Raw genomic sequence first — 13,182 nt, 5'->3', positions numbered from 1 at the left:
CGAAGGCCAGTTCAAAGCACAAGATGACTTGAGTCAACGCTAACCTTGAGAAAATCAATTATCATTGTGCAGAACCACAACAGCTCAGGAGTGTATCCGCTATGAAGCAACGCAATCATCTGCTCTGGCTTATAGCGAGTGTCACCGCCGTCGCACAAATCGCCACAGTATCGCTTGCTCAAGATGCTGAGCCCCTGTGGGCGCACGCGCCTGATACGATCTCGTCTGAATGGAGCGCAGTGCTAAACGCACTTGGCCAAGGGCGGGACGCGGCGGTGCCTTCCCCGGATGATGTGCAAGCGTGGCAAGCACTGCAGGACGCCGACAGCACTGCTAAGATCAAAGCGGCGGCACCGTTCGTTGAGGCGTTCAACGGTGCGCTTCGGGATATCACGCTTGGCGGCGTCCCAGTGGTCGAGGTCACACCTGACAAACTGGCACGCAACGACAAGATCGCAGTTTACTTACATGGTGGCGCCTATGTCTTCAACTCCGCCAGAGGTGCGATTACCTCAGCGATCCTACTTGCCGATGAAACGGGTCTGACAGTAATGGCCGTCGACTACACTCTGGCGCCACATTCCAAGTGGCAAGAAACAACCGATCAGGTCCTATCCGTCTTCGCCGCCCTTGGTGAGAAAGACTTTGCGGCTTCGGATATCGTGCTCTACGGCGACTCGGCGGGCGGCGGCCTCTCGGCCGGCAGTGTGTTGAAGATGCGTGATCAGGGCATGGAAATGCCCGCAGTATTGATTCTCTGGTCGCCTTGGACCGATATCTCTGAGACTGGGGATAGCTATGTGACGCTCCGGGATGCCGAGCCGTTCTTCACATACCAGGACGTCCTCGGTCCCTCGGCGCTTGCTTATGCCGATGAAACGGACCACCGGCACCCCTACGTCTCTCCGGTTTACGGCGACTTTGCAAAGGGCTTCCCGCCAACGCTCATCCAGGGCGGCACCAAAGAGATATTCCTCAGCAATTTTGTCAGGCTCCATCAGGCATTGGATCAGGCCGGGCAGACCGTGAAGCTCGACCTTTATGAAGGTATGCCACATGTCTTCATGGCGGCTTTGCCGGAGTCGCCTGAGTCCAGAGTTGCTGTTAGCAAAGCGGGCGATTGGGTGTCCGAGCACTTGCTCGATGACTGAACTGAGCCGTAGGAAGTGAACTGGTTGAAAACCAACAGCAACTAAGCCCGCAAGTGAGGCTAGCAGTGCCCATGCACCAAGAGTCCGGTTTGAATTGCGACACATTAGACCATTTTGAATGTCTGGTTCGGGGAAGCGTGCCGCAATGCCGCTACATGTTCGGCGACTTGGCCGTCACTTAGAGTGGATTTTCTCTGCATCAGCATCAGGCGGGTTTGTCCCGCAACTCGGTCATAGATGCGGAGCGCGGCGAACGTCCAGTGTTGGAATAAGCGGTCATTCCCACACTCAGAGCACAAGAGTTGATGCAATAGATAATTCGTCGTTAAATCTTACCTGCTTGGTTGGAAATCGCGTCGATTGAGATCGTCTTGTTGTCAGGAGTTTCAGCGGCAAGGCTGAGCTGCCCTAACACACAAAATCCGTGCCACTTGACTGCCATTCCGCGCCAGTCTAGGAGTATTTTCAGAGCATTTCGGGGTGATAGCCTGTTATGCCGTTGGAATGGTTTAGTATTTCTGGGGACCTCGAAACCTTGCCAAGGTTAGGGTCGGGCGTTCGAATCGCCTCGCCCGCTCCAATCCACTTTAAAGTGGAACAAAGATCAGGCCGCCTTCGGGCGGTCTTTCTTTTTTGCGCGTCCTGAAAGCCGCCGTTTTTCATGCATCCGAGGGATTGCAGAATGACGCGCGCGGCACGACACTGGCCGCCGAACCCCCGAACCCGCCTGTCACAAAGGATTTGCCCATGACGTTATCCGCCCCGAATTGCGTGCTGAACGCAAACAGACCAGCAGGCACCACATGACGCCCGCGTGGGCAATCCGCCCCGTCACGGCTGCGGATCAGGCCGATTGGCGTGTTTTGTGGACCAGATATCTTGAATTCTACGAAAGCACTGTGCCCGAAACTGTGTATGAACACAGCTTTGCGCGCCTGTTATCGGGTGATCCGCATGAATATCACGGCTTTATCGCGCGGCTGGACGGCAAAGCGGTCGGGCTGACGCATTACCTGTTCCATCGGGACATGTGGACCGTTGCCAACACCTGCTATCTTCAGGATCTTTATGTCGACCCTGCCCAGCGCGGCACCGGACTGGGCCGCGCCCTGATCGAGGCCGTATATCAGGCTGCATCAGAAAACGGGGCCGCGTCGGTTTACTGGCACACGCAGGACAACAACAAAACCGCACGCCAGCTTTATGATCGCGTATCAACGCTCACTCCGTTTGTTCAATATTCCAAGACCCTTGCGACGGAATAGCGCTCGACAGTAGCAATACAGAAAGGCCGATCATGTCCACGCCCCGAAAAGACGGTTTTTACATGCCCGCCGAATGGGCGCCCCACCTGCGCACATGGATGATGTGGCCCTGCCGGACCGAAGTGTGGGATGATATCGGTGAAACACGCGCGAATTATGCGGCGGTCGCCCACGCCATTGCCCGCTTTGAACCTTTGACCATGGTTGTGCATCCGCGCGATGCCAATCAGGCCGCTGATCTGCTGGGCAGCGATATCGACATGTTGCAGGCGCCGATTGATGACAGCTGGTGCCGCGATTCCGGCCCCTGCTTTCTGATCGACGGCAAGGGCAACCGCGCGGGCACGGCGTTCGAATTCAACGCATGGGGTAGGAAATACACGCCTTTTGACGGCGACAATGCCGTGGCCGAAACCATCCTGAATACCGCCGGACTGACAGCCTTTACATCCAACCTGATTGCAGAAGGCGGCGGCGTCAGCGTGGATGGAGAAGGCACCATTCTGACAACACTCAGCTGTTTTCCCAACGCCAATCGAAACCCCGACTGGTCGGTCGCGCAGATCGAAGCAGAGCTGAAAGAGATGCTGGGCGGCGAAAAGGTGATCTGGCTGCCAGGCGATGCGTTCGAAGTGGAAACCGACGGCCATGTTGACGGCATCGCCACCTTTGTCGCCCCCGGCGTCGTCGCGATCCAAGGCGCCGAGACAGCGAATGATGAACTGCACGAGGTCTATCTGGCCAATCTTGATGCGCTGAAGGGCCAGACAGACGCCAGGGGCCGGCCGATCACGATACGCACGCTACCCGGCGCGACCGGTCTGGACAGCGAAAGCGAAATCTTTTGCGATTCTTACGTCAATTCCTACATCGTGAACGGCGGCGTTATCATGCCGTCATACGGGATCAAGGAAGACGGCCAAGTGCTTGAAATATATCATGATTTATTCCCAGAGCGCGAGGTCGTGGCGGTAGACATCCCGTCAATCGCGATCGGTGGTGGCGGCATTCATTGTATTACCCAGCAGTAACCCGCGCCGTAAACGCAGCAGCTGGAACCAGATCGTCCGCCCCTGCCTTGTGGCCCGGTCAGAATGCTTTGAACGTCAATGTCGTCAGCGACCTTTCGATTCCCTTGATGGTCAGCAGGTTGTCATTGATGAACTTGCCGACATCCGCGTCCTTGGGAATGTAGAGTTTCATCAGCAGATCATATTCACCGCTGGTCGAAAACAGTTCCGAATGGATTTCGCGCAGGGCGATCTCTTCGGCGACGGCATAGGTGGTTCCGGGGGTACAGCGGATTTGAATAAAGACGCAGGTGCTCATATCTTTGGTGCTCCTTCAGGCCTGCACAAACTGGCATATCGGACACGGGCGCTGCAATCCCTCAAACTGGGTGCTTGGCCCGCTGGTCCGTCCCGCCTATAAGACCTCGAAATCGTTCAGGATAAACACCATGCGCACGGCCACGATCACCCGCAAAACCGCCGAAACCGATATTTCGGTCAAGATCAACCTTGATGGCACCGGAACCTATGACAACCAGACCGGGATCGGTTTTTTCGATCACATGCTGGACCAGTTGGCGCGCCATTCGATGATCGACTTGGAAATTTCCGCCACGGGCGATCTGCACATTGATGATCACCACACTGTGGAAGATACCGGAATTGCTTTGGGGCAGGCCCTGACAAAGGCACTGGGCGACAAGCGCGGCATTCGCCGCTACGGATCGTGCCTGCTGCCGATGGATGATGCGCAGGTGCGCTGTGCCCTTGATTTGTCGGCCCGCCCGTTTCTGATCTGGAACGCAGACCTGCCAACCGCAAAAATCGGCACGTTCGATACAGAGCTTGTGCGCGAATTCTTTCAGGCACTCAGCACACATGGCGGCATAACGCTGCATATCGATGCTCTGCACGGGATCAACAGCCACCATATCGCCGAGGCCACGTTCAAATCGGTCGCCCGCGCCCTGCGCGAAGCGGTTGAGGCTGATCCGCGCAGCGCGGGTGCCCTGCCCTCGACCAAGGGCGCGCTGTAGCGCCATGCTGACTGCGATCATCGACTACGAAAGCGGCAACCTGCATTCCGCCGAAAAGGCGTTTCAGCGCATGGCGCAGGACACCGGTGCCGGGGATGTGGTTGTGACCGGCGATGCCGATGTTGTGGCCCGCGCTGACAGAATCGTATTGCCGGGTGACGGGGCGTTTCCCGCCTGCCACGCGGCGCTGACCGGACATAGCGGGTTGTTTGATGCCCTGCGCGAAGCGGTCGAGGTAAAAGGCCGCCCGTTTCTGGGCATTTGCGTCGGGATGCAGTTGATGGCGACATGGGGTCGCGAATATTCAGATACCAAAGGCCTGGACTGGATCAGTGGTGAAGTCGTGCGCATCACGCCCGACGATCCGTCGCTGAAGGTGCCTCATATGGGCTGGAATGATCTGATCCTTGATGTGCCCCACCCGGTATTTGACGGGATTTCCAGCGGCGACCACGCCTATTTTGTGCATTCCTATCATTATGTTGTGTCGCGTTCTTCAGACAGATTGGCGCATGTGGAATATGGCGGTGACATCACCGCTGTGATCGGCCACTCCACCATGATCGGAATGCAATTCCATCCGGAAAAAAGCCAGAACACGGGCTTGCGTCTGATCGCAAATTTCCTGAAATGGTCACCCTAGGCGCACGTCCAGTTATTTCAATCTGGTCCAGGTCTGACCGTCACAGATCTTGCCTTTGCAACCGGTCACTTTCAGAGTGTTGCCTGCCAATTTCATGCTGGCTGACGCTTTGACATTCAGCAAAGGCACAAACACCGTGCCGTTGCCATAGTTTCCACTGCCCAGATCCTCGACATCCCAGAACAGTTCGCGCCCCACATTGCGCGTTTTCACGGATTTTCCGTAAACGTCGAAGGCTTCCATGACCTTGCCGCATATTTTGACGCCACACTCGCGGATTTCGATATGCGAAGTCAGTTTCTTGCGGTCCGGTTCTGTCTTCCAGAGGCCAATTACGGCATCGCTGGCCTGCGCCGCTGATACGGTGCAGATTACAGAAAAAGACACCGCAAACAGAAATCTGAACATCCGCATCACTCCTTGATCAGGGTCCAACGACACTGTTCAAAACAATAATGCGATTTTACCACAAGCCAAGGGATCAGTTTTGAACCCGCCGCACCTGAGCGACGGGTCAATGTTGAAGTTGGATCAGTTCACCCGGGTCCATGTACCGCCATCACGGCATATGCCAAGGATACAGCCGGAAATCGCCAGCGTATTGCCGTTCAACTGCATCTTGGAATTGTAGGTCTTGTCACGGTCCGGCGACCAGACCTTGCCACCGCCATAGGCCCCGCCACCTTCGGCTTCCATATCCCAGATGATCTGCTTGCCGATGTTGCCGCTTGGGCCGGCTGCGCCGCCAGCGGCAAAAGATTTCACCAACGTGCCGCAGATTTTGGAACCACATGGCGCCACATCGATATGGCCATAATTGCCATTGTCATCGCTCACGGTTTGCCACGTGCCCAGAACCGGATCGGCCAAAGCCGGTCCCGCCAGACCAAGCGCGATAGCCGCAGTTAATGCCAGATTTCTCATCATCATCTCCTCGTTTTGATGGACCTGGCGAAACCCTGCGTACCAATTCTGCAATCTGGCAAGTGTAACCCAACGTCGCGTTGCAATTGACGTCAAGTCGGGGATAAGAACGCGCGGACCATTACCAAGAGATGCAGCATGATCCTTTACCCCGCGATTGATCTGAAAGACGGACAGGCCGTACGGCTTGTCCATGGCGATATGGGCCGCGCCACCGTGTTCAACGATGATCCCGCCGCACAGGCGATGGAATTCGTCAACGCAGGCTGCGAATGGCTGCACCTCGTCGACCTGAACGGCGCGTTTGAAGGCGAACCCGTCAACGCCGCGCCGGTCGAGGCGATTCTGGCGCAAACCCGCGTGCCCGCGCAACTGGGCGGCGGCATCCGCGATATGGCAACGATTGAACGCTGGCTGGCCAAGGGTCTGGCGCGGGTCATTCTGGGCACGGTCGCCGTGGAAAACCCTGATCTGGTGCGTCAGGCCGCGCGTGCGTTTCCCGGTCAGGTGGCTGTCGGCATTGATGCGCGCAACGGCCGTGTCGCAACCAAAGGCTGGGCGACGGAAACCGATGTGATGGTCACCGATCTGGCGCGGTCGTTCGAAGACGCCGGTGTGGCGGCGATCATTTACACCGACATCTACCGCGATGGCGCGATGCAAGGCCCGAACATAGAGGCGACGGCAGCCCTCGCCAATGCCGTGAGTATTCCGGTCATCGCATCAGGGGGCGTGTCCTCGCTTGCCGATCTGATCGCGTTGCGTGATTGCGGCGCAGATTTGAACGGCGCGATATCCGGGCGCGCGCTTTATGACGGGGCGATTGATCTGGCCGAGGCGCTGACTGCTCTGAATGGCTGAGATGATCTGGCCTCTGGCCGGCCTGTTCCTGATTTCGCTTTCCGCGGCCACCCTGCTGCCCGGCGGGTCCGAGGCTGCGCTGCTGGCACTGGCGTCGCTGTCGACATATTCCGCCCTGACACTGCTTGTCGTGGCCAGCACCGGCAATATCCTTGGTTCGATCCTGAATTATCTGCTGGGCCGCATCGCGCTCCGCTTTCAGGATCGCGTCTGGTTCCCGGCATCTGCCAGCCAACTGGAAAAGGCCCAGAATTGGTTTTCACGATGGGGATACTGGGCAGTGTTGCTGGCATGGATGCCGCTGATCGGTGATCCGATCACGGTCGCTGCGGGCGTCCTGCGGATGGGGTTTGGTCTGTTCCTGCTTCTGGTGACGATTTCCAAAACGCTCCGGTACATGGTCGTTCTGGGGCTGTTCAACCTGTTCGCTTGACGGGAAAACATGATATCCGCCGGTGCAATGCACCAGCGCTTGGCCATTGATCCTTTGGCCGCATCGCATTATGTCGGCATCATGCTGAAAACCCGTATCATTCCGTGCCTTGATGTTGCCAACGGGCGCGTTGTCAAAGGCGTGAATTTTGTCGATCTGATTGATGCAGGTGATCCGGTGGAAAGCGCCAAGGCCTATGACGCGGCAGGCGCAGACGAATTGTGTTTTCTGGACATCAATGCCACTCATGAAAACCGCGGCACCATGTTTGATGTTGTCACCCGCACAGCCGAACAATGCTATATCCCGCTGACCGTGGGTGGAGGTGTGCGCACCCGCGAGGACGTGCGCGATCTGCTGCTGGCGGGGGCCGACAAGGTGTCGTTCAATTCCGCCGCCGTGGCCAATCCCGATGTTGTGACGCAAGCAGCAGATCATTTTGGCAGCCAGTGCATTGTGGTGGCCATAGATGCAAAAACCGTCAGCCCCGGAAAATGGGAGATTTTCACCCATGGCGGGCGCAAATCCACCGGGGTCGACGCGGTTGAATTTGCCCGCACCGTTGCCGCCAAGGGTGCGGGTGAAATCCTGCTGACCTCAATGGATCGCGATGGCACACGCGCAGGGTTCAACCTGCCCCTGACCCGCGCCATATCCGATGCCGTGGACATTCCTGTCATCGCCAGCGGCGGTGTCGGCACCCTTGATCATCTGGTCGATGGTGTCACCAAGGGCGGCGCCAGCGCCGTGTTGGCAGCCTCGATCTTTCACTTTGGCGATTTCACCATCCGCGAGGCCAAGGCCCACATGGCCGCGGCAGGCATCCCGATGAGGCTGACATGACACTGGACGATCTTTACGCCACCATCACCGCCCGCAAATCCGCCGATCCCGAAACAAGCTGGACCGCCAAACTGCTGGCCAAAGGCCCCGAAAAATGCGCCGAAAAATTCGGGGAAGAAGCGGTCGAGGCCATTATCGAAGCCGTGAAGGGCGACACCGCCGCACTGACCGGCGAAGCGGCGGATGTGCTCTATCACCTGCTGGTGATGCTGGCCGCGCGCGACGTACCGCTGGCGGATGTGATGGCCGAACTTGATCGCCGCCAAAACCAAAGCGGCATCGCCGAAAAAGCCGGCCGCACGCCCTGATCTTCTTCTGTTTCCAAATATTCTCGGGGGTCCGGGGGCAGACAGCCCCCGGTCTTCACAGTTTGGATGAAATCACACCGGTGTTGAACCCGCCCATGCGCAGCTCTCCGAACAGGCGCTGATATTCGATCTTCGGACAGCGGTTCTGGATCACCGTAACACCGCGCGCTTGCGCCTTTTGAGTGGCGGCCTCGTGTTCCACCCCGATCTGCATCCAGATCGTTTGCAGATCCGGAAAGGCTGCAAGCGCTTCGTCCACCACCGGTGGCACCGCTTCGGAACGGCGGAAAATATCCACCATATCCACCGGGCCGTCGATCTCGGACAAGGATGCGACGACTTTTTGACCAAACAAAACCTCGCCCGCATGCCCCGGATTGACCGGAACGACATCATAGCCTTTCAGATTCAGATAGCGCGCCACATAATAACTCGGGCGCACGGGGTTGGCTGACACCCCGACCACCGCAATGCGCCGGGTTTTTGTCAGAATGGATCGCAAAAGATCATCAGAATACGCTGTCATGTTGGTTCCATACATCGCCCGATCAGAAGAAAAAAGCGCCCAAGGCAAAAAGCCAGGGGCGCCAGTAGCGGAACGAGGGACAGTGAAGGGTGTAACCGGAGTTCCGGACCGGCTACATGCAATAAAGATAGGAACGATTTGCGGATCGAAAAGGGGCGCTGACATTTACGTGATCGGTTTTTTTGACCGCAGGCACATGTCAGTCAAAAATATCCTCGATCACGTCAAACGCCTCTTCAAATGCCCATTTGAGGAAGCCTTTGCGTTTTTTGCGGTACTTCGTTTTTTTGACATGCGGTCGCGGCTCCCACTTGCCACCGGGCGTCGGGTCTTTGGGGCGAACCCGGATGCGGCTGGGCGAAACCAGTTCCCGGTCGCCAACCTTGTCCTTGCGCAGCATTTTCAGATCATGCAGCGGCGCCCCGCAAGAGGCACAGGCCAATTCGTGCCGCTCTTTGCCGCGCAGCACTAGCGCCGCGCGTGTCCCGCAATAACAGCAGGTCGCGATTTTCGTCGGATAGGCGATATCGGCCTCCTGTTAACGTCCTAACGTGGCATATAGGGCAACTGCCGCCGCATTTGAGACGTTGAGCGACCCAAAATTGCCCGCTGCGTCGATTTTGACCAGGGCATCACAGGTGTCTTTGGTTTTTTCGCGCAATCCCGGCCCCTCTGCGCCCAGAACCAGAGCGATCGGGCGGTCTGTTGCACCGGCGACGGCCTGTTCAATGGTCTGGTCAGCCTCGCCATCCAATCCCAGAACCAGATAGCCAAAGCCCTGCAATTCGCGAATGGCATCCGCCAGATTGCGCACCCGAAGATACGGCTGGCGTTCCAGTGCGCCACTGGCGGTTTTCGCCAGCGCCCCGGTTTCCGGGGCGGAATGGTGGCGCGTTCCAATCACCGCCGATGCACCGAAAACCTCGGCCGAACGCAGGATCGCGCCGACATTGTGCGGGTCGGTCACACGATCCAGTAACAACACACGGGGTACCTTGGCCCCGATACAAACCTCTTCCAGCCGCCCCCAGTTCAGCGGCTTCACCTCAAGTGCTGCACCCTGATGCACCGATCCGGGATCCAGCGGCGCGCCAAAGCGGCGCGGATCGGCAATTTCGGGCTCGATTCCGGACGCGGCGATCGCATCGGCCAGTTTCGTTTGTGCATTCAGCGTGACGATCAGGCGCAGTTTTGCCCGCGCCGGGTTTTGCAGCGCATCCCGCACCGCATGCAAACCGAACAGCCAGACGGTTTCGGCCCCGGCCGCCTTTTTCGCCTGTTCCTTTTCAACGACCCATTTGGGTTTTTTCATCTGATCCCGCCTTTGTGCCCATGCGTCGTATATCCACCCGCCACAGGTGATATTTGAGGTTGACGCCCCATAGGCGCGCTTGTAATCACGCCTTCACGTCCGGCGCAATCTTTGTCCGGTCCGTGGGCGACAGGCCGCAAGGTGTGGCAGGGGACTGTAACTCCCTCGCGGAGACGCACGCCTGGTTCGATTCCAGGGTCGCCCACCACTCAATCTCCCTAAAACCGTAGAAAAAACGTGCGCTCTAATTAGTGTTTATTTTTCCGTTAGTTACGGGACCACAGAGCACCAGAGACCTCACAATAGGTCTCAGATATTGCCCGTTTGGGGGCTGTTTCCAGGAAAGTCTCAGCGGGGCAAGTGCGGGTGACGGCTCTTCGGCGGGCATCTTTCCATAGGCTTTCACCAAGCCTTTTAGGTGCTCTAAGCCGTCGTCTCCCAGCGTCGGCGCAAGCCGTCCGATAATTCCGTCAAATTCGCCATAGCCGTTATCACGCAAGGCATCCCAAATGCGGGATGCCAAAGCTGTTGGATCGAGAACTGCACGGGGGCCAATATCTTCAAACCTCAACGCTGCAGACCGAAAGACATCGCCGACATCGCCGCGGCTGTCATCCACCCGCTCGTAGACCGACGGTGCTAGCTCGATGAACTGCCACAGCAAATCAAAAGCTTCTGTCGGCTCTTCAGGTGCTATTTTTTCGGTGATCATGTCCAATTGGGTGTCGAGGTCTTTGATCAGGGATTTGCGCTTGCGCCACCCGACAAAGCTGGTCGATTTGCGCAGCGACCCGAGCCGCTTTCGCACATCGCGTGCAAGTTCTGTCGGACCAACATTGTGGCTCAATTCAAGCCGCAGCCGTCGCTTTATCTCGGCGCTGCCAGTGCTGACCTCAAGCAACAGGTCGGCCAGACGTTCGGCGCCCAGCGCGGTCAGATTATCCTTGTTGAGGGTCTTTTTCGACATGGAGGCTTTTTGCCATCGGTCACAGAGAAAGGAAAGGACGGCTCCGTCACGGGTGTCCGTGGTCTGCGGGGCCGGATGGTGGTGAGGCCGGGCGCACCCTCAGCGACGCGCTGACTGTCCTGGAAAGTATCGTTGCAGACGAAACCAACGCACCTGGATTTGACGCTTTGCAGTTTGAAACCCCAACAACGGTGCAAAAGGTCAGACAGTGAAGTCTTTACGTTTGAGAACAGCCAATTAGAAGCGTTTCCATGGTCGTGTGATGACGTCTTTTCATCAATCGGGATTTCGCGACTTCAAGCTTTAAACGCGCGGTCTCCAACTGGAGCATTGCTCTCTCGCGTTGCTTGTACAACCGCCGAACATTGGAGCCCGGGTTCCCTATTATCGCGACGTGGGCTTGGCGAGTTTCTGGAAACCAACTCATAGCTTTTAAAGTCGAAAGATTCCAAGCATTGTCGGCTACCACGTATTTGCGATATGCTAGTTCAAGGGCTCGACGTCTGGTTTGCAATTCGACAAGCATATAGTCCCCTCCACGATCTACGATCCACTTAAGTCTAGGGTAAACTCGTGCGGCGTTTGTATCAACTGTTGAGGGCACCGAGAGCATGAAGGCCTGGGTCTACTTATTCTTGAATTGCCTACAAATAGACGGTCAGGATCGTGCTGGACGGGTTAAAATCCGTTTTTGTCCCGCGGAGCAGTCGTGCGCTGCAGTCTGAATCAAGGCCTGCCAAGAAGATTTAAACATGGGAAGTTTCGTGGGGGAGCATGCGAGCTCAAATCGAATTACTTCGGAAAAATCGTCATACATGCTACGCAAGCACGCTGCCCCCACACCACTTTAAATTGTGGCAAAACTATGTCTATCCCGTTTTAGGAAACAATCTGTTTTCAAAGCGCGACTTATAGTGCTGGTTTTCTTCATGTGCTTCGGGGTCAAAGTGAAATCTAGAACGGCTCAAAGTGGCAATACTGGCACTACCGGTTTTCGACACCTCGCCGCCGAACATCAATCGGCGCAACCAGCCCAAGGCAAATGCACAATTAGACAATTCGAGCAACTTCGATCGTCTTTCTTCGCTGAAGTTGAGAATAGGTCAACAGAAATCCGAGAAAACATGCGGAAACGGCGCTCGACCAAGTTACTTTCGGAATGCACGAGCAGAAGCGTGCAGTCTCTTCATGTCATCGTCTTGGATGCCCAATTCGTCTAGATGCATGACCAACGACTGAAGGTAATCGAAATTTGGGCCAAGCCCGCCTTCGGCGACTGCAATCATCCGAGCCGCTTCCTCGACGGTCAGATGCGGCATATAGCAGCGGTTCGTTCGGTCCATGACGAAGACCAATGCTTCTACTGACCCTTGAGACGTTTCAACTTCGTGAAACACAGGACAGTAAGCACCGGCAAACATCTCCCTGTGCCACATGAATTTTGTCTCGCGATCCACTAAATCTGCAGCGATCCTGAAGGCAACACCGTCACATTGCCCACCTTGATCAAGCGCGGCCATAAGCCCGGGCCGATCATGGCTGCCGCGGCCGCCTTCCAGCAGCATACAAAAACTGCGACGCCAGCCTGATAAACCGCCACGCCGGTATTCTTCGACATAAACCGCAGGATCCCAGATCAAAGAGCCATAGGCGAAAACCCAAAGATCCCGAGACCATCGTCCCGCTAGGACCGTTTGGCGATTGGCTTCTCGCGCGTCGTGGTCCATGCGCCATCCCGGTGGCCAACCCTCGGCCTCAGCTTGCTTATCCAGTTCATCGAAATATTCATGCCCGAAACGCATCTCCGAGGACTCTGGATGGGTGATTAGATCGCGAAGGGCGGGGGTGTGTTGAAAGACATGTTCTGGAAAAGGCATAGAGCAGTCTTGTTGGTTTTCAGCA

17 protein-coding genes and 1 tRNA gene are annotated in these 13,182 nt (G+C 56.7%); 10 read left to right on the top strand and 8 right to left on the bottom strand.

The window, feature by feature from the left end; all coding sequences use genetic code 11:
- Positions 1 to 101 precede the first annotated feature (101 nt).
- The 3 genes from OLX72_RS13580 (at position 102) to OLX72_RS13570 (ending at position 3,447) form a co-directional block, all read left to right on the top strand.
- The gene (locus tag OLX72_RS13580; protein ID WP_114870776.1) at positions 102 to 1,151 is read left to right on the top strand and encodes an alpha/beta hydrolase; all 1,050 of its coding nucleotides are present in this window, start codon (positions 102 to 104) and stop codon (positions 1,149 to 1,151) included.
- 803 nt (positions 1,152 to 1,954) lie between these two features.
- Positions 1,955 to 2,416: a GNAT family N-acetyltransferase gene (locus OLX72_RS13575; RefSeq protein ID WP_114870777.1), complete on the top strand. Its 462-nt coding sequence runs from the start codon at positions 1,955 to 1,957 to the stop codon at positions 2,414 to 2,416.
- A 32-nt stretch (positions 2,417 to 2,448) separates the two neighbouring features.
- The gene (locus OLX72_RS13570) at positions 2,449 to 3,447 is read left to right on the top strand and encodes an agmatine deiminase family protein (RefSeq protein WP_433988881.1); all 999 of its coding nucleotides are present in this window, start codon (positions 2,449 to 2,451) and stop codon (positions 3,445 to 3,447) included.
- Between the two features lie 58 nt (positions 3,448 to 3,505).
- Here the strand turns inward: OLX72_RS13570 and OLX72_RS13565 are convergent, their stop codons facing one another.
- On the bottom strand, positions 3,506 to 3,745 hold the full coding sequence (locus OLX72_RS13565; RefSeq protein WP_114870779.1) for an Lrp/AsnC ligand binding domain-containing protein: 240 nt from the start codon (positions 3,743 to 3,745) through the stop codon (positions 3,506 to 3,508).
- Positions 3,746 to 3,875: 130 nt separating this feature from the next.
- Between OLX72_RS13565 and hisB the strand changes: the two genes are divergently transcribed.
- Both hisB and hisH read left to right on the top strand, forming a co-directional pair.
- Positions 3,876 to 4,463, top strand: a complete 588-nt coding sequence (gene hisB / locus OLX72_RS13560; protein ID WP_114870780.1) for an imidazoleglycerol-phosphate dehydratase HisB — start codon at positions 3,876 to 3,878, stop codon at positions 4,461 to 4,463.
- Positions 4,464 to 4,467: 4 nt separating this feature from the next.
- On the top strand, positions 4,468 to 5,106 hold the full coding sequence (gene hisH / locus OLX72_RS13555; protein ID WP_114870781.1) for an imidazole glycerol phosphate synthase subunit HisH: 639 nt from the start codon (positions 4,468 to 4,470) through the stop codon (positions 5,104 to 5,106).
- A 12-nt stretch (positions 5,107 to 5,118) separates the two neighbouring features.
- On the opposite strand, the gene OLX72_RS13550 is transcribed toward hisH, so the two are convergent.
- Both OLX72_RS13550 and OLX72_RS13545 read right to left on the bottom strand, forming a co-directional pair.
- Positions 5,119 to 5,514, bottom strand: a complete 396-nt coding sequence (locus OLX72_RS13550; RefSeq protein WP_254684603.1) for a DUF2147 domain-containing protein — start codon at positions 5,512 to 5,514, stop codon at positions 5,119 to 5,121.
- Between the two features lie 123 nt (positions 5,515 to 5,637).
- Positions 5,638 to 6,030, bottom strand: a complete 393-nt coding sequence (locus OLX72_RS13545; RefSeq protein WP_114872323.1) for a DUF2147 domain-containing protein — start codon at positions 6,028 to 6,030, stop codon at positions 5,638 to 5,640.
- 138 nt (positions 6,031 to 6,168) lie between these two features.
- On the opposite strand from OLX72_RS13545, the gene hisA reads away from it, so the two are divergent.
- The 4 genes from hisA to OLX72_RS13525 all read left to right on the top strand — a co-directional run bounded on the left by hisA (position 6,169) and on the right by OLX72_RS13525 (position 8,475).
- Positions 6,169 to 6,891, top strand: coding sequence for a 1-(5-phosphoribosyl)-5-[(5-phosphoribosylamino)methylideneamino]imidazole-4-carboxamide isomerase (hisA, locus tag OLX72_RS13540; RefSeq protein WP_114870782.1), 723 nt, complete (start codon positions 6,169 to 6,171; stop codon positions 6,889 to 6,891).
- Positions 6,884 to 7,324: a YqaA family protein gene (locus OLX72_RS13535; protein ID WP_433988880.1), complete on the top strand. Its 441-nt coding sequence runs from the start codon at positions 6,884 to 6,886 to the stop codon at positions 7,322 to 7,324. Before hisA ends, OLX72_RS13535 begins: the two co-directional genes overlap by 8 nt.
- 81 nt (positions 7,325 to 7,405) lie before the next feature.
- Positions 7,406 to 8,167 (top strand): imidazole glycerol phosphate synthase subunit HisF, encoded by a 762-nt coding sequence (hisF, locus tag OLX72_RS13530; RefSeq protein WP_114872324.1) that lies wholly within the window; start codon positions 7,406 to 7,408, stop codon positions 8,165 to 8,167.
- Positions 8,164 to 8,475, top strand: a complete 312-nt coding sequence (locus OLX72_RS13525) for a phosphoribosyl-ATP diphosphatase (RefSeq protein WP_114870784.1) — start codon at positions 8,164 to 8,166, stop codon at positions 8,473 to 8,475. The genes hisF and OLX72_RS13525 overlap by 4 nt, the downstream gene beginning before the upstream one ends.
- A gap of 55 nt (positions 8,476 to 8,530) precedes the next feature.
- Here OLX72_RS13525 and OLX72_RS13520 read toward each other — a convergent pair whose 3' ends face one another.
- From OLX72_RS13520 to rlmB, 3 genes are all read right to left on the bottom strand, one after another.
- Positions 8,531 to 9,001: a CoA-binding protein gene (locus OLX72_RS13520; protein ID WP_433988879.1), complete on the bottom strand. Its 471-nt coding sequence runs from the start codon at positions 8,999 to 9,001 to the stop codon at positions 8,531 to 8,533.
- A gap of 199 nt (positions 9,002 to 9,200) precedes the next feature.
- Positions 9,201 to 9,527 carry a hypothetical protein gene (locus OLX72_RS13515; protein ID WP_114870785.1) on the bottom strand — a complete coding sequence of 109 codons (327 nt, stop codon included), beginning with the start codon at positions 9,525 to 9,527 and terminating at the stop codon, positions 9,201 to 9,203.
- A 12-nt stretch (positions 9,528 to 9,539) separates the two neighbouring features.
- Complete coding sequence (rlmB, locus tag OLX72_RS13510; RefSeq protein WP_433988878.1) at positions 9,540 to 10,313, bottom strand: 23S rRNA (guanosine(2251)-2'-O)-methyltransferase RlmB; 774 nt, start codon at positions 10,311 to 10,313, stop codon at positions 9,540 to 9,542.
- A gap of 124 nt (positions 10,314 to 10,437) precedes the next feature.
- Between rlmB and OLX72_RS13505 the strand changes: the two genes are divergently transcribed.
- Positions 10,438 to 10,521: transfer RNA gene (locus OLX72_RS13505), tRNA-Tyr, on the top strand.
- 36 nt (positions 10,522 to 10,557) lie between these two features.
- On the opposite strand, the gene OLX72_RS13500 is transcribed toward OLX72_RS13505, so the two are convergent.
- Together OLX72_RS13500 and OLX72_RS13495 are read right to left on the bottom strand one after the other, a co-directional pair.
- Positions 10,558 to 11,280 carry a DUF6880 family protein gene (locus tag OLX72_RS13500; protein WP_433988877.1) on the bottom strand — a complete coding sequence of 241 codons (723 nt, stop codon included), beginning with the start codon at positions 11,278 to 11,280 and terminating at the stop codon, positions 10,558 to 10,560.
- Between the two features lie 1,148 nt (positions 11,281 to 12,428).
- Positions 12,429 to 13,157 (bottom strand): gamma-glutamylcyclotransferase, encoded by a 729-nt coding sequence (locus OLX72_RS13495; protein ID WP_162797885.1) that lies wholly within the window; start codon positions 13,155 to 13,157, stop codon positions 12,429 to 12,431.
- Between the last annotated feature and the right edge of the window lie 25 nt (positions 13,158 to 13,182).

The organism is Sulfitobacter sp. TBRI5, from assembly GCF_051013555.1.
GTDB lineage: Bacteria > Pseudomonadota > Alphaproteobacteria > Rhodobacterales > Rhodobacteraceae > JL08.
Note: the sequence above shows the minus strand (reverse complement) of the source record. Positions and strands in the feature narration are given on the sequence as shown.

Coding starts and splice junctions, on each gene's coding strand:
- OLX72_RS13565 (WP_114870779.1), bottom strand. CDS start 3,745: ATGAGCACCTGCGTCTTTATTCAAATCCGCTGTACCCCCGGAACCACC.
- OLX72_RS13495 (WP_162797885.1), bottom strand. CDS start 13,157: ATGCCTTTTCCAGAACATGTCTTTCAACACACCCCCGCCCTTCGCGAT.
- OLX72_RS13575 (WP_114870777.1), top strand. CDS start 1,955: ATGACGCCCGCGTGGGCAATCCGCCCCGTCACGGCTGCGGATCAGGCC.
- OLX72_RS13500 (WP_433988877.1), bottom strand. CDS start 11,280: ATGTCGAAAAAGACCCTCAACAAGGATAATCTGACCGCGCTGGGCGCC.
- hisH (WP_114870781.1), top strand. CDS start 4,468: ATGCTGACTGCGATCATCGACTACGAAAGCGGCAACCTGCATTCCGCC.
- hisB (WP_114870780.1), top strand. CDS start 3,876: ATGCGCACGGCCACGATCACCCGCAAAACCGCCGAAACCGATATTTCG.
- OLX72_RS13550 (WP_254684603.1), bottom strand. CDS start 5,514: ATGTTCAGATTTCTGTTTGCGGTGTCTTTTTCTGTAATCTGCACCGTA.
- OLX72_RS13545 (WP_114872323.1), bottom strand. CDS start 6,030: ATGAGAAATCTGGCATTAACTGCGGCTATCGCGCTTGGTCTGGCGGGA.
- hisF (WP_114872324.1), top strand. CDS start 7,406: ATGCTGAAAACCCGTATCATTCCGTGCCTTGATGTTGCCAACGGGCGC.
- OLX72_RS13525 (WP_114870784.1), top strand. CDS start 8,164: ATGACACTGGACGATCTTTACGCCACCATCACCGCCCGCAAATCCGCC.
- hisA (WP_114870782.1), top strand. CDS start 6,169: ATGATCCTTTACCCCGCGATTGATCTGAAAGACGGACAGGCCGTACGG.
- OLX72_RS13520 (WP_433988879.1), bottom strand. CDS start 9,001: ATGACAGCGTATTCTGATGATCTTTTGCGATCCATTCTGACAAAAACC.
- rlmB (WP_433988878.1), bottom strand. CDS start 10,313: ATGAAAAAACCCAAATGGGTCGTTGAAAAGGAACAGGCGAAAAAGGCG.
- OLX72_RS13535 (WP_433988880.1), top strand. CDS start 6,884: ATGGCTGAGATGATCTGGCCTCTGGCCGGCCTGTTCCTGATTTCGCTT.
- OLX72_RS13570 (WP_433988881.1), top strand. CDS start 2,449: ATGTCCACGCCCCGAAAAGACGGTTTTTACATGCCCGCCGAATGGGCG.
- OLX72_RS13580 (WP_114870776.1), top strand. CDS start 102: ATGAAGCAACGCAATCATCTGCTCTGGCTTATAGCGAGTGTCACCGCC.